We start from the raw sequence: 18,865 nt of genomic DNA, 5'->3' as shown, positions 1-18,865 counted from the left end.
GTGAGGCTCGAACGCAGTGCTGTGTCCGGCGGTTCGAGAGACGGGGTGATGCATGCCTTCCGTGGGAGCGTCGCTGTTCTGGATCGTGGCATGCGCCGTGATCGCCCCGCTGCTCGCCGGGTTGTTTCCCCGGAAGCTGGTGCCCGAGGTGGTACTTCTGCTCGTCGCCGGGATCGTCATCGGCCCCCACGTGTTCGACATTGCGGTCGAGGGCAGTGAGATCGAGCTGCTGCGCGACCTGGGGCTGGGTCTGCTCTTCCTGCTGGCCGGGTACGAGATCGACACGGCCGAGATCACCGGTCGCGGCGGCAGGAGGGCCCTGCTGACGTGGCTGGTCTCGCTGGCCCTGGCGTTCGCGGTGGTGTCGCTGCTGAGCCTCGTCCACGTGGTCGACGCCGGAACCGCGGTAGCCATTGCCCTGACGTCGACGGCGCTCGGCACGCTGCTCCCGATCCTTCGTGACGCGGGCGCCCTCGACACCCGGCTGGGCCGGACGATCCTCAATCACGGCGCGTTCGGCGAACTCGGACCCGTCGTCGCCATGGCGGTTCTGCTCGGCTCCCGAGGGTCCGTGGCGTCCATCGTGGTCCTCGGACTGTTCACGGCCGCGGCGGTGCTGGTCGCGTTCATCCCCGCCCGCGTGCGGCGGGAGGGTTCCCGGATCACCGCGATCATCCGGTCGGGATCGGAGACGACGTCGCAGACCACGGTGCGGCTGACCATGCTGCTCCTCGTCGCACTCACCGTGCTCGCGGCGTCGTTCGGGCTCGACACGATCCTCGGTGCCTTCGCGGCGGGGTTCATCCTGCGGCGGGCCACGCCCGAAGGCGACGAAACGCTCGAAACGAAGCTCGACGGCCTGGCGTTCGGGTTCCTGATCCCGATCTTCTTCGTGACGTCCGGCATGGCCATCGACGTCGCCGCGGTGGCGTCCGAACCCGGCGTCCTCATCGCGTTCGTCCTGCTGATCCTGCTGGTGCGGGCAGGCCCGGTCTATTTCGCCGGGAGATTCGACCGGGGTGCCGACCGCACGGATCCGCCCTTCACCGTCCGCGAACGCACCCAGCTGGCGCTGTACGCGGGAACCGGCCTGCCGCTGATCGTGGCCGTCACCGGAGTGGCCGTCGACTCCGGTGACATGACGTCCGCCAACGCCTCCGTGCTCGTCGCGGCCGGCGCGATCACCGTCCTCCTCTTCCCGCTCGCCGCGTCGCTGCTCGCGTCGAGCCCCGAACCGGCAGCCGATTCGGCGGGTCCACGAGGAGACCAGAACCCCGGGAGCAGACAGTGACTCGAACCGAGACGACGCAGGCGCCGGCCCGCGCGACGCTGATCCTCGCGACCCTGATCCTCGTCGCCGCCGTCGCCAACCTGAATCTGTCGGTCGCGAACGTCGCGCTCCCCGACATCGGCCGCGCTTTCGACGCGAGTCAGACGCAGCTGAACCTCGTCGCCGTGGCGTACTCCCTCGGGCTCGCCGCGTCGGTCCTCTATCTGGGGGCGCTCGGCGACCGCTACGGCCGCAAACAGATGCTCGTGCTCGGCATGGCGCTGTCGCTGCCGGCGTCGGCGATCGCGGGCTTCGCCGGGAACTTCGAAATACTCTTCCTCGCACGTGTTCTCGGCGGTGTCTCTGCCGGGCTCGCGTTCCCCACCACGCTCGCGATCATCACCGCGCTGTGGTCGGGACCGCCCCGGACCAAGGCGATCGCACTGTGGTCGGCGCTCGGTGGTGCGATCTCCTCGCTCGGTCCGATCGTGTCGGGCGCGCTGCTCGAGCACTTCCATTGGGGCTCGGTGTTCCTCGTGACCCTTCCGCTCGCCGCTCTCGCCCTCGTCGCCGCCATCCTGTGGGTGCCCGCCCACGTCAACGAGACGACCGATCCCGTCGACAATCTCGGCGGCATCATCTCCGTCGTCTTCATCGCCGCCCTCATCCTCGCGATCAACTTCGCGCCGGTGGACGGTGCCGGGGCGCTCGCCGTCGGTCTCGGGTTGATCGCACTCGCCGCGGGAGCCGCGTTCTTCCTGCAGCAACGACGGGCGGCGCACCCGCTGTTCGATCTGCACGTCGCCGCCCGACCGACGTTCTGGGTGGCCGCCGTCGGCGGGGTGATCGTGTTCGGCGCGTTGATGGGTGCGATGTTCATCGGGCAGCAGTTCCTCCAGAACGTGCTCGGGTACTCCACGCTCGCCGCCGGATCGGCGATCATTCCGGCGGCCGTCGCGATGGTCGTCGTCGCACCCCGCTCCGCGAAACTCGTCGAATCGCACGGCGCCCGGTTCACACTGCTGCTCGGCTACCTGTTCGTCGTCCTCGGACTGGTTGTCGCGCTGGTGTGGTGGGACGAGGACGCAACCTTCTGGTGGGTGGCTCTCGCGTACGCGTTCGTGGGCATCGGGGTCGGGTTCGCCGGCACCCCGGCGTCGCGGTCGCTCACCGGTTCGGTGCCGGTGTCGCGGGCGGGCATGGCGTCCGGCACCTCCGACCTGCAACGCGACCTCGGCGGCGCGATCATGCAGTCGATCCTCGGAGCGGTGCTCACCGCCGGCTACGCGAAGTCGCTATCGGCCACGATCGCCTCGTCGCCGGACGCCAGCCAGATCACCCCGGAAACCCAAGCGGCGCTCACGAAGTCGTATTCCAGCGCCGAAGTGCTCGCGGAACGTTATCCGCAGTACGCCGAGCAGATCATCGCGGCCGCCCGCAACGCCTTCCTCGACGGCGACGATCGGGCGTACCTCGCCGCGATCCTGGTGGTGTGCGCCGGGGCCGTGGTGGTGTTCTTCTTCTACCCGCACCGGGAGAAAGAGAAGCGGCTGCTGGCCGAATACGCGACCGACAGAGCACAGTAGGGCGAATGTATCGCCGGTCGCCTCAGAAGCGCCGAAAGGTACATTCACCCGGCGGTCGCGGAGTAAGTTCCCGGGAGGGGCACCTCGACGACGGGACGCACGATGACAGCTCAGGTCGTGACCAGGACGAATCGGCGACGAGGCCTCGCGGCGGCCGCAGCGGCACTGCTGCTGATAGTGCCCGCGGCGTGCTCCGACGACTCCTCGTCCACGGGCACCTCCGCTACCTCCACGACGACGCAGACGGGATCACCGAACGCCGGGGCCGACGCGCAGATCGACCCCGGTGTCGCGGACCGACTCGACGAGGCGATCGAGAAGGCGATGTCGATGGCGGCGATTCCCGGCGCGATTGTGGGCGTGTGGGGGCCCGACGGCAACTACGTGAAGGCGTTCGGCGTCGCCGACAAGACGACGGGCGCGCCGATGGAGACCGATTTCTTCCACCGAATCGGCAGTGTGACAAAGACGTTCACGGTCACGGGTGTGCTGCAGCTGGTCGACGAAGACAAGGTCGCGCTCGACGACCCCATCTCGAAGTACGTGGAGGGTGTGCCGCTGGGTGATCAGATCACACTGCGCGAACTTGCCCGGATGCAGAGCGGGCTGGCGAACTACTCCGCGAACGAGGACTTCCAGAAGGCGTTGCTCAGCGACCCGCAGGCCGCGTTCACCCCGCAACAACTGCTGGGGTACGCGTTTGCACAGCCCGCGACGTTCCCACCCGGGCAGGGATTCGAGTACTCCAACACGAACACGACCCTGCTGGGACTTGTCATCGAGAAGGTCAGCGGACTGCCGCTCCCGGAGTACGTGACGCAGAAGATCGTCCAGCCGCTGAAGATGGCGGACACGAGCTTCCCGACCACCAACGCGTTCCCCGAACCGCACGCGCAGGGCTACACCGAGCAGACCTTGGACGACAAGGAAGCCGTGGCCACCGACTGGAATCCGTCCTGGGGATGGGCGGCGGGCGCGATGATCTCAACCCTCGACGACCTGCACATCTGGGCGCCCGCGCTGGCCACCGGCACACTGCTGCAGCCGGCCACACAGGCGCAACGGCTCGAGACGGTCAACGCGCCGGGTCTGGCATCGGACGTCGGCTACGGGCTGGGCATCTTCGACGTCGCCGGCTGGATCGGGCACAACGGCAGCCTCCCCGGGTATCAGACGGTCTGCGTCTACCTTCCGGAGCAGGAGACCACCCTCGCGATCATGATCAACACCGACGTCCCCTACCAGGGCAGCGAACCGAGCACCGCGCTGGCGGGGGCCGTCACGGAGATCATCTCGCCGGAACACATCTACAAGCTCAGCGCCGGCGTGCAGAATCCGGACGCGTCGACCCCGGCCACGCCGACGCCCTCGGAGGCCCCGGCGACATCCTCGACCTCCGCCCCGCCGACCAGCTGACCCCATGTGAGTGGCAAAGCGTGCGCGAGCACACTTTGCCACTCACATGCCCTCCCGCGGCGGTAGCGTGCTGGGCATGACGATTCTCGTGACGGGGGCAACCGGGAACATCGGCAGAATGCTCGTCGACCACCTGCTCGCGCGGGGTGCGACGGACGTCCGGGCCCTCACGAATCATCCTGACAAGGCGCAACTTCCGGGCTCGGTCACCGTCGTCGAGGGATACCTCCGCAGACTCGACAGCCTGCCCGCGGCGTTCGAGGGCGTCGATTCCCTCTACCTCGCACCGACTCCCGACACCGCCCCGGACGCGCTCGCCCTGGCGAAGCAGGCCGGGGTCCGGCACGTCGTCGACCTGTCCGGTCCCCACGACGGCCATTGGGGTGACGTCGCACGGGCCGTCGAGGCGTCCGGCATCGAGTGGACGCACCTGTGGCCCGGCGAGTTCATGGAAAACGCGGGAATCCTGGCACCGCAGATCGCCGCAGGAGACACCGTGCGTGAGCCGTACCCGACGGCGGCGAACGCGCCGATCGCCATGAACGACATCGCCGAGGTCGCGGCCGTCGCTCTCCTCGAGTCCGGGCACGTCGGCGCGTCGTACGAACTCACCGGCCCCGAGACGATCACCCGCGCCGAGATCGTCCGACAACTCGGCGCCGCCCTCGGCCGGAACATCGAGTACCGGCAGGTGCCGCTGGACGAGGCCGTCGACGTCCTGACGCCGGCGATGGGGGAGTACGCACGCTGGTACCTGGAAGGGATGGCGAGCCTGGTCGACGCTCCCCAGCAGGCGAACCGGCTCGTCGAACAACTCACCGGACGCCCCGCGACCCCCTTCGCGCAGTGGGCGTCGGAGCACGTCGACGAGTTCCGCTGAGCGCCGGCGTGGTTGATCCCGTTCCGCTCCCCGCCAAGGTAAACCGTCGTCAGGCCCGGCGAACTGCGTGCAGAACGGTGTCGTGAACGGTGACGGGTTGTCCCTCGGGGTCGTGCGCCTCACGCGAGGGTGCCGCCGACACCAGGATGTCCCACTCCGCGGGGTCCAGCACGGCAGCGACCTGTTCCGGTGCGAACAGCATGTCGGGAACATTGGGCCGCCCGACGGACGTCTCCGGATCGGAAGGGTGATGTCCGACGACGAGAAGTCGCCCGCCTCGTCGGACCGCTCCGGCGAGGCGACGGTGCAGGGTCTCGCGGGCAGGCCCAGGCAGGTGCATGAAATGTGCCGACACCAGGTCGAATCGGTGGGTCGGCGGCTCCCACTCCAGGATGTCGGCCTGCTCCCACGTCGTCCGGTCCGCGATGTCGGCGCCGGCCGCGGCGGCCCGGTCGGCGGCACGTTCCACCGCCACCGTGGACACGTCCACTCCGGTGACGTTCCATCCGCGGGCCGCCAGCCAGATCGCGTCGGCGCCCTCGCCGCTGCCCACGTCCAGGGCGCTGCCCGGGGCCACGTCCGCGACCTGCTCGACGAGGTGCGGGTTGGGTCATGCTCCCACTGTGGCCGCCGGGCCCGCCGAACAGGGAATCCCGTTGCCGGAGCGGCAACCGATTACGGGCTGGAGAACGTGTAGATGCGGCAACCGCTCATGTTCGCCGCCGACACGACCCCGTCGGCACGCGCGTAGTCGCCCTTCGAGGCAAGGTTGTTCGCGAGGGCGGCCTGGTCGTCGCAGAAACTCTGGTCCGTCGGGTTGGCTGGGGGATTGCTGATGTAGGTGTCGCCTGGTGCAGCCACCGCAAAGGGTGCCGGACCGACGAGTGGGACGGCCGCTGCTGCAAAGGCAATGGAGGCCGCCGCGACGATTCGGCGGATCATCATGCTCCTCCGAAGGGGGTCCGAATGGTTGCTGTTGAGACCATCCTGCACCGATCCGTCGTCGGCGACCAGACCCCTAGGGGTGGAAAATTCAACACCTCGACCGCCGCCGCCGGCGAAGCGGGTCACGCGCCGTCCAGGGCTTCCTGGACCCTGTTCGCCGCGACCACCGGATTCTCGTGCTCCCAGACCCGCACCACCGTCCACCCGGCGTCGGTCAGCCTCGTGTCGGTGTCACGATCGCGGGTGACGTTCCCGGCGAGTTTCTCGGCCCACCACTGCGCGTTGTTCTTCGGGAACGTGGCGTGCTGCGGGCAGCTGTGCCAGAAGCACCCGTCCACGTACACGGCCACCTTCCGCCGCGGAAACACCAGGTCGGCGCGCCGCCGGACGCCCTTCATCGGCGCCCGGTCCACGTAGTACCGGACCCCACGCCGGTGCAGTTCCCGGCGGAGTGCGAGTTCGGGTGCGGTGTCGCGGCGCCGCTGCGCCCGCATCCGGGCGCTGGTCGCGGGATCGGTGGCGGGCATCGCGGGTCCGTCCGCTACGCGGCGGCCTCGGGGAAGCCGCCCATGCGGTCGAGGTGGCTCTCGACGTCGTCGATGAACCCGGGAACGAAACGCAGATTGCCCATCCGCGCCCGCTTCAGGAAGCCGGCGGTCGCGCGGGCCGACAGCAGCCGGGTGTCCTCCAGGAATCCGCTGAGATCCTCGTACGGCTCCTGCACCGGCCACGTCGAGGTGTGCACCCGGAACGCCTGACGATTGCTACCCCACGCTGCCACCGGCCACGCGTCGCCGGGCTTCATCGGCGTCTCGATACCCCGCTCGTAGTCCGCCGGCTCGAGCAGACGCCGACCGACCCACGACGCCATCCGCACACTCACCGCGTTGCCGACGAGCTTCCACCGATGACTGTTCCGCAGCCCGGGGACCAGCGCGGCGGGCGCCGTCCAGTCGGGGTCGAAGCCCTGCAGGCGTTCGGCGTCCACGAGTCCGGGCGTCACGATCTCGCCAGACGGCAGTCGCACGGCGGGCGGGCTCGCGATACCGACGGACGAACCGCCCTTCAGCGTGGGGACCGCGTTGACCGCCCACCCGAGACCGCGGGTGCCCTCGGTCCAATAGAAACCGCACGGGAAGTCGGCATGGTCGTCGACGGGGCGTTCTCCGGCGTCCTCACCGAACAGCACCGCGCGGGGGTCCTCGGTGCGCGAGGCGAGCATCAGGACCCGCTGACGGCGCTGGGGGAGTCCGAACGCGCGCGCATCGACCACCCGGTACGCCCACGTGTAGCCGAGGTCCTCGAGGGCGTCCGTGATATGCCTCATAGCCGCCCCGCGCCCCAGCTGCAGCATGAACGGCACGTTCTCGATCAGGAGCCAGCGCGGACCCTTCTTCCGCTTCACCAACCGGAACACCTCGTCGACGAGGCCGGAACGCGAACCCGTGATGCCGGCGGTCCGGCCGGCCTGCGAGAGGTCCTGGCACGGGAAACCGGCGGCGACGAGTTCGATGTCCTGGGGGAGGGAACGCAGCTTGGTGACGTCGGAATGCACAGGGACGTCCGTGAATCGGGTACGCAGAACCGCCTGGGCGCCCGGGTCGATCTCACAGAGCAGTTCGGTGTTCCAGCCGTGCTCTCTCAGACCCAACTCGAGCCCGCCGATACCGGCGAACAGGCCCACCATGCTCCCGGTTGACGTCACGGCACCCTTCCTCACGAACCAGTCACCCGAGAACGTTACTCGAGATCTGTGCCTGCTTTGACCAACGACCCGTGAGTACTTGTTAACCGCGGGGGGTTAATAAGTACTCACGGGTGGCGAAGCCACATAGACTTCGTGTAGGTGGGAGCACAGGGAGGCGCCATGATCTCGGGTTTCCGGAACCGGTCGCACCTCCTGCGCGACGCCCAGGGAAGCGGCCTCGTCGAAGCGTTCGTCATCATCGGGATCGTCACGATCCTGCTCACCCGCGCCTACCTGCACCTCACCGGTTACCCGCAGGTCGGGGGTTCGTCGCTGCACATCGCGCACGTCCTGTGGGGCGGGCTCGGCATGGTCGTGGCCCTGGTGACCGTGTTCTCGTTCCTCGGGATGAAACCGCGCGTCCTGGGCGTGGTGATCGGCGGCATCGGGTTCGGGTTGTTCCTCGACGAGATCGGCAAGTTCGTCACCAAGACCAACGACTACTTCTACCGGCCGTCCGTCGCGATCATGTACGTGGTGGTCGTCGTGTTGCTGCTGGTCAACCGGTCGCTGCACGACGTCCGGCCGCCGACCCCGACGGAGGACGTCGCCAACGCCGCCGCCATCGCGCTCGGCGGCCTGGACCGTGGTCTGGACCGCGTGCGCCGGGAGCAGGCGCTGGCGCAACTGCGCCGGGCGGCCGCCGCCGGCGCGGACGAGGCGACGCTGGCATCGGTTCGGGATCTGCTCGCCCACTGCCCGGACCGGAACGGCCGGACCGTGCCCACGGCCCGGGAGCTGGCCCGGCGCGCTACCCCCGCCTTCGCCAAGGGGCCCGGCATGCTGTGGACCGCGGCCGTACTCCTCACCCTGTTCTCCACCCTGGGACTGCTCAGCGCCGTGGTCACGCTCGACGAGGACCTCCGCGGCGACGAAGGAACGGACATCACGACGGTCGGCCAGCTCACCGGGTCCGCGATCGCGTTCGTCCTGTGCTGGTCGGCGATCGTGCGACTGCGGAACGGGAAGCTGTGGCCGTTGCAGTTCCTGCGGGCCGCGGCCCTGGTCACGGTGTTGCTCACCGAGGTGTTCGACTTCGTCGCCCAGGAGTTCGGGGCATTGCTGAACGTGGCGGTCGGACTCGGCGCCCTCGTCGTCTTCTCGTCGCGCATCGCGGTCACGGAACGAGCCCGGGCATTGGCTCTCGACAACTCTGCTGCAACGAAACTCGGCCCGTTGCCACCCCGGGAGCCGTCGTCGCTTACCGTAGACAGGTGAGCATCCAAGCCTCCGGTGCCTCGACCTGGCCCGCAGTACTGACGTGGCGGGCGGACAACGCACCCCGAATGGAATCGGTGCGCGTCCAGCTCAACGGCGACCGCATCAAGGCAGCAGGCCGGATCATCGGCGGCGAGTGCCCCGAGCATCCGGCGTTCAGCGCGTCCTACGACCTCGTCACCGACGAAAGCGGCGTCACCCGCCGGCTGTCGCTGCGGACGTCCGTCGCGGCCGGTGAACGGCAGATGTCGATCAGCCGCGACGAAGAGGGCACGTGGATGGTGGAGCACGGCGCCAACCACCAGCGGTCCACGTTCGACGGCGCCCTCGACGTCGACATGGTGCTCAGCCCGTTCTTCAACGCCCTGCCCATCCGGCGGTACGGACTGCACCTCGGATCCGAGGACGTCGAGGTCCCCGTCGTCTACGTGAACCTCCTGGACCTGCGGGTCGAGGGCGCGATCCTCACCTACAGCAGCGGTCCGGACGGCATCCACGTGCTGTCGCCGGTGTCGAGTTCCTCGGTGACCGTCGACCGCGACGGGTTCATCATCGACTACCCGGGCCTGGCCGAACGGATCTAGGCGCTCCGCGCCCGTGCGCCTTTTTGGTAGCTCCGGCAACCAGAAAGGCTCACAGGCGGCGGAGCCGCCCTCCCCGCCGACCCGCATCACGCAAGTCGTCGATCCAGCCTTCGCGGCCGGGAACGATGCCGGTGATCTCCCACGTCTCCTGGTTGTCGTACGTCAGGCGAGCGGTGTGGCCGGCCTCGACGAGCGTCGCCGTCGACGACTGTTCCGCCAGTTCGGTCCGCGCGTCCTGCAGCAGTACCAGCGCCTCGTCCAGGGCGATCAGCAGGGCGTCCCGGTTGCCTTCGCACATGGCCCGGACGAGTCCGGGAGCGCTGCCGGCCACGCGGGTGCCGTCGCGGAACGAGCCGGCCGCCAGACCCAGGGCGAGCGGTCCGCCGCGGGCACCGGTGATCGCGAGGGTTTCGGCCAGTAGGTGCGGCAGGTGCGAGATGCGTGCGACCGCCCGGTCGTGTTCGGCGGACTCGGCGGGCACGACGACGGAACCGCAGTCCAACGCGAGTTGCGCGACCTGTGTCCAGATGGCGGGGTCGACGCCGTCGTCGGTGCCGACCACCCATACGGCCTCCCGGAACAGGTCGGCGCTGCCGACGCTCCACCCGGACGCCGACGTTCCCGCCATCGGGTGACCGCCCACGTAGCGGTCGGCGAGTCCCTGACGGGCTGCCGCCGCCGCGACCTCCGCCTTGACGCTGACGACGTCGGTGATCGAGCAGTTCGGGGCGTACAGGGCGATCGCGGTGAGGGTGGCGGCGACGGCGGGCACGGGGACCGCGATCACGATCAGCGCCGACTCGGCCGACGCGCGCTGGAGCACCGCGACCAGATCGGTGTCGGCGTCGAAACCGTCCGCCCGGGCGGCGTCGACGGACGGCGCGGATCGGTTGTGACCCCACGCTTCGCGGCCGGCCCGGACCGCCGCACGCAGCAGTGAACCGCCGATCAAGCCCAGGCCGAGCACGCACACCGGAGGTGCGGAAGGGGTATCAGACACCCGAACAGGTTGGCACATTCGAGTGCGGACTTCATTTACCGGCACCCCGCGGGCTACCGTTGCGCTCATGGGTGCACAGCGCGCGGAAAACAACAGCGCCTCCTCGGATCGGGCAGAGGATCTGGAGGGCTTCGGTGTCGCGGTAGTACACGAGGACGGCCGGTGGAAGGTCAAGGCCCTCACTTCGGCTGCTCTGACCAGTCTCAGCGTCGCGGAGGAGGAGCTTCGGGCCCTCCGTAGCGCGGGCGCGTTCTTCGGTCTGCTGGACGTGGACGACGAATTCTTCGTCGTGCTCCGGCCTGCGCCGTCGGGAACGCGTCTGCTGCTGTCCGACGCCACCGCGGCCATCGACTACGACATCGCCGCCGACGTCCTCGAGGCGCTCAACGTCGAGGTCCCGGACATCGACCCGGACGAACTCGACGACATCGAGCCGTGGGAGGAAGGCGACCTGTCGCTGCTCGCCGACCTCGGTCTGCCCGAACCCGTTCTGGCTGTCATCACGTCCGAGACGGACCTGTATCCCGACGAGCAGCTCGGGATGATCGCGCAGCGGCTCGGGTTCACCACGGAGCTGGCCGGGGTTCTCGACAAGCTTCCCCGGTAGTTCCACGCGCCGTGACTCTTCAGGACGACGAGCGGATGATCCGCGCGGCGATCGAGGCGGCCCGGGCCGCCACCGACGCCGACGTGCCCGTGGGTGCGGCGGTGTTCGACGCCGACGGTGTGGAGGTGTCGCGGGCCGTGAACTCGCGGGAGGCGATGTCGGATCCGACGGCGCACGCGGAGATCATCGCGTTGCGGGCCGCAGCGCGGGTGTACGGCGACGGGTGGCGCCTCGAGGGGGCGACGCTCGCGGTGACGCTGGAGCCGTGCACCATGTGCGCGGGTGCGCTCGTCCTGGCCCGGATCTCCCGGGTCGTGTTCGGGGCATGGGAGCCGAAGACCGGTGCCGTCGGCTCACTGTGGGATGTGGTCCGCGACCGCCGTCTCACCCACCGACCGCAGGTCAGGGGCGGTATTCTCGAGGACGAATGCGCCGGCATCCTCGAAGACTTCTTCCGTGAACGGCGCTGACCGGTTTCAAACTCTTTCGTGGGGTACTCGACACTATGTGGCCGGGTCCGCATGACCCGTGCTTCTCTGGAGACAGGCGCCGACGAGGCGCCGCCGGACCCGTCCCCGGGTTCGAAATCGGATTCACGGAGGTATCTCGTGGGAATCGCAGACAAAGCTTCGAACAAGGCGGAAGACCTCAAGGGCCAGGCGAAGGAAGCCACCGGCAAAGCCACTGGCGATCCGGACCTGCGCGACGAGGGCAAGGCCGACCAGGCGTCCTCGGCGGTGAAGGACGCCGGCGAGAAGGTCAAGGACGCCGCCAAGAACCTCAAGGACAAGCTGAGTTAAACGGCTTCACCTGGCGATTTCGGGCTCGGGCGTCACATCCGGTAAAGTCACCGGCGGTGGCGTGTCCGAGCGGCCTAAGGAGCACGCCTCGAAAGCGTGTGACGGGTAACCCCCGTCCGAGGGTTCAAATCCCTCCGCCACCGCCAAGGCTCCCCACCTGCACACGCAGGTGGGGAGCTTTTTTGTGTATCCGGGCCGGGGATATTCGTTAGCGTGTCCTGGAGGGAAGGGGCAGGCGACATGCGCATCGACTCGACGGGCAGAACGGCGCTGGTCACCGGATCGACGCAGGGCATCGGCGCCGCGATCGCAGCGGGCCTCGCCCGCTCCGGCGCGCGGGTGGCGATCAACGGCCGCACCGAGAAAACCGTGGGCGAGGCGATCGAACGACTGCGGGCCGAGGTCCCGGACGGCGAATTCGTTCCGGCGGCCGCCGACGTCACGACGGACGAGGGCGCGCGGCGGGTCCTGGAGATCGTTCCGGGCGTCGACATCCTCGTCAACAATCTCGGGATCTTCGGCTCCCAGCCGGCCCTGGAAATCGACGACGCCGAGTGGCGGCGTTACTTCGAGGTGAACGTGCTGTCGGCGATCCGGCTGACCCGCCTGGTCCTGCCCGGCATGGTCGAACGGTCCTGGGGCCGGGTCTTCGACATCGCCAGTGACTCCGCGATCGTCATTCCCGCCGAGATGATCCACTACGGGATGTCGAAGACGGCGCTGCTGGCGGTCTCGCGGGGCTTCGCGAAAGAGGCGGCGGGGACGGGGGTCACGGTCAATTCGGTGCTGGCCGGCCCCACCCACACCGGCGGCGTGGAGGATTTCGTCTACAGCCTGGTCGACACGGACCTGCCGTGGGACGAGGCGCAGCGCGAGTTCATGAGGAAGTACCGGCCGCAGTCGTTGCTGCAGCGCCTCATCGAGCCGGAGGAGATCGCGAACATGGTCGTGTACCTCAGTTCGGCGCAGGCGTCGGCGACCACCGGCGCCGCGGTGCGGGTCGACGGCGGCTACATCGATTCCATCGTCCCGTGACCGACGTTCACAGCCCTCTCCCAGGTCGTACCGAGTGACATCCATTGAAGCTGCAACTAGCCTGATCTCATGAAAAAGCTGTGGTGGTTGGTCGGCGCAGTCGTCATCGTCGTGATCGCGGTGCTGGTGGGCCCGTGGTTCTACGGCCAATTCATCGCAGAGGACGACGCACCGGCGGCCTCGGTGTCGACCGAGGGCGCGGAGGCGGCCACCGGAGTGGTCGACGGGCAGTGGGCCGTCACGCCGGGGCAGGGTTCCAATCAGACGGCGTCGGGGTACACCGTCCACGAGATCCTCAACGGCGCGAGCGTCACGGTGGTCGGGTCGACTGGCGACGTGACGGGCAACGCGACCGTCGAGGGTGAGAAACTCACCGCGGGCGAGGTGACCGTGCAGGTGGCGACCATCGCGACCGATCAGTCCCGCCGCGACAACCAGTTCCGCGGCAACGTCATGGACACCGGCACGTTCCCGACCGCCACGTTCACCGTCGATTCCCCGGTCGATCTGTCGGGGCTGCCTGCGGACGGTTCCGTGGGAACGGTCACGGCCCAGGGAACGCTGACCCTCAAGGGGCAGTCGCGTCCGGTGACCGTCGACATCGACGTGCTGCGTTCCGGCGACGACCTCATCGCCTCGGGCAGCATCCCGGTCACCTGGACGGACTTCGGTGTGACGCCGCCGTCACTGGGCTTCGTGACCGTGGACGGCAACGGCACGGTCGACTTCCTGGTCAGCTTCGCGCGTTCCTGACGGCGCCCACCCGGGCGGCCCGAACACGTAGCCCAGCTTGTCGCGCCACGACGACGCCCGGCGCCAGTCCCGGACGATGGCACCGTATTCGCGGGTCTGCAGCTTCCAGATGTTGTAGGTGCCCACCGGTTTCGTGAGTCCGTAGGTGGGGCGGTGGGTTTCGGGTTGGAACGTGCCGAACATCCGGTCCCACACGATGAGGATGCCTGCGTAGTTGCGGTCGAGGTATTCGGGGTCGCAGCCGTGGTGAACGCGGTGGTGCGAGGGAGTGTTGAACACGAACTCGACGGGCCGGGGCAGCTTGTCGATGCGCTCGGTGTGGACGAAGAACTGGTAGACGAGGTTCACGGAGAATCCGATGAACACCATCCACGGCGGAATGCCGATCAGCGGCAACGGAATCCACATCAGGATTTCGGCGCTGTTGTTCCACTTCTGGCGGAGCGCGGTGGAGAAGTTGAAGTACTCACTCGAATGGTGCGCCTGGTGGGTGGCCCAGATCAGGCGGATGCGGTGCGCCATCCGGTGATACGCGTAGAACAGCGCGTCGACGCCGAGGATGAGGATCACCCAGGTGTACCAGGCGTCCGCGGGTAGGTGCCACGGCGCGAGGTACACCCAGATGGCGGAGTACCCGATCAGGGCCAGTAGCTTCCAGAACGTGGTCGTCAGGATGGACACGGCGCCCATCGACACGCTCGCCCGCGCGTCGCGGCGCTCGTAACCGCCGCGCACCGGGCGGGACCGTCCGTCGGGGTCGAATGTCGCGTCCTCGAGGTGCCGGGCTGCGATCCATTCGATGGCGAGGAACAGTACGAACGCCGGGATGGCCAGCGTCACCGGCTCGTGCAGGGGCGTCAGCAGCGCCGAATTCCACGCCGACGTCACGGTCTCCCACATGCTGCTTCCTCCACACAAGACGATCGTCCAGTTCAATGTACCTCGGAGTGACACGCATCACTATTCGCCCCGGTCTGAAGAGGCAAACAAAGTGCTCATTGGATGCGCACTTTGCCGCGGAGAATGAATTCCGTCAGCAAGAACCGGATCAGTCGAAGGGATTCATCATGTTGCGAGGACTCACCACCGTCAGCCTCTTCGCCGACGACATCGCGGCGGCCCGCGATTGGTACAGCGCGCTGCTCGGTATCGCCCCCTACTTCCAACGCCCCAACTCCGAGAACCCGGCGTACATCGAGTACCGGATCGGCGACTACCAGCACGAGCTCGGCATCATCGACCGCCGATACGCCCCGCACGCAGCAGCGGACAGCCCGTCCGGCGTGGTGGTGTTCTGGCACGTCGACGACGTGACCGCCGCCGTCGAGAGGCTGCTGTCGATGGGGGCGAAAGAGCACGAGCCGCGCACCGAACGTGAGTCGGGATTCGTCACCGCCTCGGTCGTGGACCCGTTCGGCAACATCCTCGGCGTCATGTACAACCCGCACTACCTGGACGTCCTGGGTTCGCGCGGCGAAGCGTGAGTTGCCCGTTTTCATACTTGGATGGTAGGAATTCGGTGTGCACATCACCGCAAAGGTGGACTACGCCGTGCGGACGCTGATCGAACTGGCCGCTGCCGGGCCGTCCCCGTCCAAGGCCGAGTTCCTGGCACAGTCGCAGACCATTCCGCACAAGTTCCTCGAGGCCGTCCTCGCCGACCTTCGGCGCGGGGGACTGGTCAACAGCAGACGCGGACCCGACGGCGGCTACTGGCTGGCCCGGCCCGCCGACGACATCACGATCGCCGACGTCATCCGGACCGTCGAGGGTCCGCTCGCCTCGGTGCGGGGGGAGCGCCCCGAGGACGTCGACTACTGCGGGCCGGCCGCCAAACTGCAGGACGTGTGGATCGCCGTGCGGGTGAACCTGCGGGCCGTTCTCGAGAACGTGAGCCTCGCGGACGTGGCGAACGGGCAGCTGCCGGGTTTCCTCACCACGCTGACGTCCGATCCGGGGGCCTGGGAGCGTCGCACCCGGCCGGCTACGACGGTTGACGAGGGCGCAGCGCGCGGCTGATCGTCCGGCCGGCCGCACGCACCAGCGGGACCAGTGCGTTCAGTGACGCGTTCTCCGCCGGCACCACCAGCGACACGGCCGCGACCGCCGCTCCGGGACGCTCGAAGATCGGTGCCGCGACGGAGACCGCGTCCATGGTCACCTGACGATCACTGATCGCGACCTCGGATCGGCGGATCTCGGCGAGCGTCCGCCGCAGGACGACGGGGTCGGTGACGGTCCGTTCGGTGAACTTCTCGATCGGCCCGCTCAGCACCTGCTCCTGCACGTCGGCGGGCATGTATGCGAGCAGGGCGAGGCCGATACCGGACGCCGTCAGCGGGAACCTGCCGCCGACGCGGGTCTGGACGGGCACGGCCTTCTGTCCGGCGATGCGTTCGACGAACACGACCTCGGTGCCCTCGGCGATGCCGAGCTGGACGTTCTCCCGCGTGATCTGCGACAGGTCCTCCATCACCGGCATCGCCAGTTCGCGGAGCATCGTGCCGCGCGGGGCGAGCGACGCGATCTCCCACAGCTTGAGCCCGACCGTGAAGCGGCCGCTGCTGTCACGTTCGAGGGCGCCCCATTCGATGAGGTCGCTGGTCAGCCGGTGCACGGTGCTCAGCGGGTATCCGGACTTCCGCGACAGATCGCTGAGGGTCAGCCGCGGCGTGGACGGGGTGAAGAGCTCGAGGAGCCGCAACGAGCGAATGGTCACCGATCCGGTGATCGCCATTGCTCGTTCTCCGTCTCACAGTTCCAGCGTCAGGCGTGGACAGCTCGCACGCGAAACGCAGATCATCATGGTGTCGCCCTCGGCCTGCTCGTCCGCGGTGAGCAGGGAATCCCGGTGATCGACAGTACCGCCGAGCACTGCTGTCTCGCAGGTTCCGCAGGTCCCTTCCTCGCAGGACGACAGGACCTGGACGCCGGCGGCGGTGACGGCCTGCAGGATCGACTGCTCGGGGGCGACGGTGACGGTCTTGCCGCTCAGCGTCAGCTCCACCTCGAATCCCTCGGCGCGGACCGGCTCCTCGAGATCCTTGGCCGCGAATCGCTCGATGTGCAGCGCGCCGGACGGCCAGCTGTCGCAGTGACCGGTGACGGCGTCGAGCAGCGGCGCCGGCCCGCAGCAGTACACGAGGGTGTTGTCCCGGACGTCGCCGAGCAGCCCCGGTAGGTCGATGAGGCCGTGCTCGTCCTCGGGGTGCACCACCACCCGGTCGCCGAACCGCTCGGCGAGTGCGTCGGCGAACGCCATCGAACTGCGGCTTCGCCCGCCGTATACGAGGGTCCAGTCGGCGCCGGCGTTCTCCGCAGCGTGCGCCATGGTGAGGATCGGCGTGATCCCGATGCCGCCGGCGACGAACACGTACCGCGGTGACGGCGCGAGCTCGAAATGGTTCCGCGGTCCCCGGACCGTGACGCGGTCGCCCTCGCTCAGCTTGTCGTGCACGAACTGCGAACCGCCGCGCCCCATCGCCTCCCGCAGCACGGCGACGCGCCACGTCCCGGTGTCGGCCGGGTCGCCGCACAGCGAGTACTGGCGGGTGAGCTCCGGCGTCAGCACCAGATCGATGTGTGCACCCGGCGTCCACGCGGGCAGGTCGGCTCCGGAAGGGTCGCGGAACTCCAGGACGACGACGCCGTCGGCGCCGGTGGTCTTGGTGGTCAGCTCCAGCTCGAGCACGGGTTCGGGTGGGGTAGGCATGACGGTCTCTCCGGGATCAGACGGGAACGGGAGCGGATTCCGGCGCCGCGGGCAGCGGCGTGGCGGGCACCGGCGGATCGACGGGGTGGTGTCCCTCGGGGTGGGCGAGCAACCACTCCCAGAGGGTGGCGGGTTCTTCCGCGACGTGGCGGGCGCCGCAGTGGCACTCGCCCTCGAGCAGGTCCGAGCCCGGAAGCCATACGATGCGCATCACGTTGGCGCCGCGGAGCATCCTGGTCGGTTCCACGGCTCAGCCCACCGTCGCTGCCGTGGCGGTCACGGCCTGCGGCGCGTCGACCAGCTTCTTCAGGATCCGGCGTGCGCCGAGGCCGCCGGCGTCGATGTTGATCGACAGCTCCTGGTAGCCGTCCTTCTCCGTGTCGAGCGCCTTCTGCAGGATGTTCAGCGCTACGACGTCCTGCATCACGACGGTCCGGTTGTTCTCGGCCAGGAACGTCGTGACGGCGTCGTCGCCGACCGCGAAGTCGCGGGCCACGGCCCAGAAGTCGAGGGTGGAATTCTCCGTCGACGGGGTGATCGCGTACACGATCTCGCTGTGGAACGCGTGCGGGTCGGAGCCGTCGTCGCCGGGCAGCGGTGCGCCGATCGGGGCGATGCGGCTGTGCAGCAGGTACAGGCACGGGGGCGTGTACTCGATGTCTTGCCAGCGGGTGATGCGTCCCTCGATGCCGGTGGACTTGGAGTAGAACGGCGGGCACTCGGCGTCGTCCATGTGCCGGGACACGTAGATGACGTTTCGGTCCTCGTCGATCTCCGTGGTGATCGGGGTTTCCGCTACCTCGGGGGTGCCGATGTAACCGCCGTGCAGGTACGTCTCGTGCGACAGGTCCATCAGGTTGTCGACGAGCAGGCCGTAGTTGCAGTCGATCGGTTCCATGCCGCTGACCACGGTGTAGTCGGGGGAATCCATCCACGGTGCGCGGGGGATGCGGGCGGGGTCGCCCTGCTGGGGGTTCTGCGGGTCGGCGATCCAGACCCACACGAACGAGTCCTGCTCGACCACCTGGTACGACTTCAGCCGGGCGGTGCGGGGAACGCGCGCCTGGCCGGGCACGAACACGCAGCCACCGTCGCTGCCGTAGGTGAAACCGTGATAGCCGCAGACCACCTTGTCGCCGTCAAGCCGGCTCGGTGCCTCGGACAGCGGGTACCGGCGGTGCACGCACCGGTCGCTCATCGCAACGGCCTCGCCGGCCTCGGTCCGCCAGAACAGGATCGGCTCCTCGCAGATGGTGCGCGAGAACAGTTCGCGTCCGACCTCACGGCCGTAGGCTGCGACGTACCACTGGTT

22 protein-coding genes, 1 tRNA gene and 1 pseudogene are annotated in these 18,865 nt (G+C 68.5%); 14 read left to right on the top strand and 10 right to left on the bottom strand.

Translation table 11 applies throughout. The features are described from left to right. The first annotated feature begins 52 nt into the window (after positions 1-52). The 4 genes from ACNJ7E_RS32825 (at position 53) to ACNJ7E_RS32810 (ending at position 5,152) form a co-directional block, all read left to right on the top strand. Complete coding sequence (locus ACNJ7E_RS32825) at positions 53-1,291, top strand: cation:proton antiporter (protein WP_418341874.1); 1,239 nt, start codon at positions 53-55, stop codon at positions 1,289-1,291. Next, positions 1,288-2,856, top strand: coding sequence for an MFS transporter (locus ACNJ7E_RS32820; RefSeq protein ID WP_418341873.1), 1,569 nt, complete (start codon positions 1,288-1,290; stop codon positions 2,854-2,856). Before ACNJ7E_RS32825 ends, ACNJ7E_RS32820 begins: the two co-directional genes overlap by 4 nt. Before the next feature lie 102 nt (positions 2,857-2,958). Continuing rightward, positions 2,959-4,272: a serine hydrolase domain-containing protein gene (locus ACNJ7E_RS32815; protein WP_280781823.1), complete on the top strand. Its 1,314-nt coding sequence runs from the start codon at positions 2,959-2,961 to the stop codon at positions 4,270-4,272. A 76-nt stretch (positions 4,273-4,348) separates the two neighbouring features. After that, complete coding sequence (locus ACNJ7E_RS32810; RefSeq protein ID WP_280781822.1) at positions 4,349-5,152, top strand: NmrA family NAD(P)-binding protein; 804 nt, start codon at positions 4,349-4,351, stop codon at positions 5,150-5,152. Between the two features lie 49 nt (positions 5,153-5,201). Here the strand turns inward: ACNJ7E_RS32810 and ACNJ7E_RS32805 are convergent. The 4 genes and pseudogenes from ACNJ7E_RS32805 to ACNJ7E_RS32790 form a co-directional block, all read right to left on the bottom strand. Next, positions 5,202-5,738 (bottom strand): annotated as a pseudogene (locus ACNJ7E_RS32805) (class I SAM-dependent methyltransferase); the annotation flags it as partial. An 89-nt stretch (positions 5,739-5,827) separates the two neighbouring features. After that, positions 5,828-6,223 (bottom strand): hypothetical protein, encoded by a 396-nt coding sequence (locus tag ACNJ7E_RS32800; protein ID WP_418341872.1) that lies wholly within the window; start codon positions 6,221-6,223, stop codon positions 5,828-5,830. Next, positions 6,220-6,624, bottom strand: coding sequence for a very short patch repair endonuclease (locus tag ACNJ7E_RS32795; protein ID WP_418341871.1), 405 nt, complete (start codon positions 6,622-6,624; stop codon positions 6,220-6,222). The genes ACNJ7E_RS32800 and ACNJ7E_RS32795 overlap by 4 nt, the downstream gene beginning before the upstream one ends. Positions 6,625-6,638: 14 nt before the next feature. Further along, on the bottom strand, positions 6,639-7,784 hold the full coding sequence (locus ACNJ7E_RS32790; RefSeq protein WP_005561219.1) for a DNA cytosine methyltransferase: 1,146 nt from the start codon (positions 7,782-7,784) through the stop codon (positions 6,639-6,641). A 180-nt stretch (positions 7,785-7,964) separates the two neighbouring features. Between ACNJ7E_RS32790 and ACNJ7E_RS32785 the strand changes: the two genes are divergently transcribed. After that, a complete protein-coding gene (locus tag ACNJ7E_RS32785; protein ID WP_418341941.1) occupies positions 7,965-9,062 on the top strand; it encodes a hypothetical protein in 1,098 nt (365 codons plus the stop codon). Next, complete coding sequence (locus ACNJ7E_RS32780; RefSeq protein ID WP_005248751.1) at positions 9,059-9,646, top strand: putative glycolipid-binding domain-containing protein; 588 nt, start codon at positions 9,059-9,061, stop codon at positions 9,644-9,646. Before ACNJ7E_RS32785 ends, ACNJ7E_RS32780 begins: the two co-directional genes overlap by 4 nt. 49 nt (positions 9,647-9,695) lie before the next feature. Here the strand turns inward: ACNJ7E_RS32780 and ACNJ7E_RS32775 are convergent, their stop codons facing one another. Then, positions 9,696-10,664: a prephenate dehydrogenase gene (locus ACNJ7E_RS32775; RefSeq protein WP_418341870.1), complete on the bottom strand. Its 969-nt coding sequence runs from the start codon at positions 10,662-10,664 to the stop codon at positions 9,696-9,698. 49 nt (positions 10,665-10,713) lie between these two features. Here ACNJ7E_RS32775 and ACNJ7E_RS32770 point away from each other — a divergent pair, with 49 nt between their 5' ends. The 6 genes from ACNJ7E_RS32770 (at position 10,714) to ACNJ7E_RS32745 (ending at position 13,841) form a co-directional block, all read left to right on the top strand. Continuing rightward, entirely contained in the window at positions 10,714-11,253 is a 540-nt protein-coding gene (locus ACNJ7E_RS32770) for a tRNA adenosine deaminase-associated protein (protein ID WP_037228037.1), read from the top strand. An 11-nt stretch (positions 11,254-11,264) separates the two neighbouring features. Continuing rightward, positions 11,265-11,723 (top strand): nucleoside deaminase, encoded by a 459-nt coding sequence (locus ACNJ7E_RS32765; RefSeq protein WP_418341869.1) that lies wholly within the window; start codon positions 11,265-11,267, stop codon positions 11,721-11,723. A gap of 138 nt (positions 11,724-11,861) precedes the next feature. Further along, positions 11,862-12,053: a CsbD family protein gene (locus ACNJ7E_RS32760; protein WP_280781818.1), complete on the top strand. Its 192-nt coding sequence runs from the start codon at positions 11,862-11,864 to the stop codon at positions 12,051-12,053. Between the two features lie 55 nt (positions 12,054-12,108). After that, positions 12,109-12,199, top strand: a tRNA-Ser gene (locus ACNJ7E_RS32755). Positions 12,200-12,293: 94 nt separating this feature from the next. After that, positions 12,294-13,088 carry an SDR family NAD(P)-dependent oxidoreductase gene (locus ACNJ7E_RS32750; protein ID WP_418341868.1) on the top strand — a complete coding sequence of 265 codons (795 nt, stop codon included), beginning with the start codon at positions 12,294-12,296 and terminating at the stop codon, positions 13,086-13,088. 69 nt (positions 13,089-13,157) lie between these two features. Then, the gene (locus ACNJ7E_RS32745; protein WP_280781816.1) at positions 13,158-13,841 is read left to right on the top strand and encodes a YceI family protein; all 684 of its coding nucleotides are present in this window, start codon (positions 13,158-13,160) and stop codon (positions 13,839-13,841) included. On the opposite strand, the gene ACNJ7E_RS32740 is transcribed toward ACNJ7E_RS32745, so the two are convergent. Then, the gene (locus ACNJ7E_RS32740) at positions 13,773-14,741 is read right to left on the bottom strand and encodes a sterol desaturase family protein (RefSeq protein WP_418341867.1); all 969 of its coding nucleotides are present in this window, start codon (positions 14,739-14,741) and stop codon (positions 13,773-13,775) included. The two genes, ACNJ7E_RS32745 and ACNJ7E_RS32740, sit on opposite strands and share 69 nt — an antisense overlap. Before the next feature lie 167 nt (positions 14,742-14,908). Here ACNJ7E_RS32740 and ACNJ7E_RS32735 point away from each other — a divergent pair, with 167 nt between their 5' ends. Continuing rightward, on the top strand, positions 14,909-15,325 hold the full coding sequence (locus ACNJ7E_RS32735; RefSeq protein ID WP_418341866.1) for a VOC family protein: 417 nt from the start codon (positions 14,909-14,911) through the stop codon (positions 15,323-15,325). A gap of 37 nt (positions 15,326-15,362) precedes the next feature. Further along, a complete protein-coding gene (locus tag ACNJ7E_RS32730) occupies positions 15,363-15,860 on the top strand; it encodes an RrF2 family transcriptional regulator (RefSeq protein WP_418341865.1) in 498 nt (165 codons plus the stop codon). Here ACNJ7E_RS32730 and ACNJ7E_RS32725 read toward each other — a convergent pair. The 4 genes from ACNJ7E_RS32725 to ACNJ7E_RS32710 all read right to left on the bottom strand — a co-directional run. Next, complete coding sequence (locus ACNJ7E_RS32725; protein ID WP_105413958.1) at positions 15,826-16,578, bottom strand: IclR family transcriptional regulator; 753 nt, start codon at positions 16,576-16,578, stop codon at positions 15,826-15,828. The genes ACNJ7E_RS32730 and ACNJ7E_RS32725 overlap by 35 nt on opposite strands. A 15-nt stretch (positions 16,579-16,593) precedes the next feature. Beyond that, a complete protein-coding gene (locus tag ACNJ7E_RS32720; RefSeq protein ID WP_280781812.1) occupies positions 16,594-17,553 on the bottom strand; it encodes a PDR/VanB family oxidoreductase in 960 nt (319 codons plus the stop codon). Positions 17,554-17,569: 16 nt separating this feature from the next. Then, entirely contained in the window at positions 17,570-17,785 is a 216-nt protein-coding gene (locus ACNJ7E_RS32715) for a hypothetical protein (RefSeq protein WP_061041118.1), read from the bottom strand. 18 nt (positions 17,786-17,803) lie between these two features. Further along, on the bottom strand, positions 17,804-18,865 hold a 1,062-nt coding region (locus tag ACNJ7E_RS32710), incomplete at its 5' end, for an aromatic ring-hydroxylating oxygenase subunit alpha (protein WP_418341864.1).

The sequence above is a fragment of the Rhodococcus mengyinensis genome (assembly GCF_048381435.1).
GTDB lineage: Bacteria > Actinomycetota > Actinomycetes > Mycobacteriales > Mycobacteriaceae > Rhodococcus_F > Rhodococcus_F opacus_D.
Note: the sequence above shows the minus strand (reverse complement) of the source record. Positions and strands in the feature narration are given on the sequence as shown.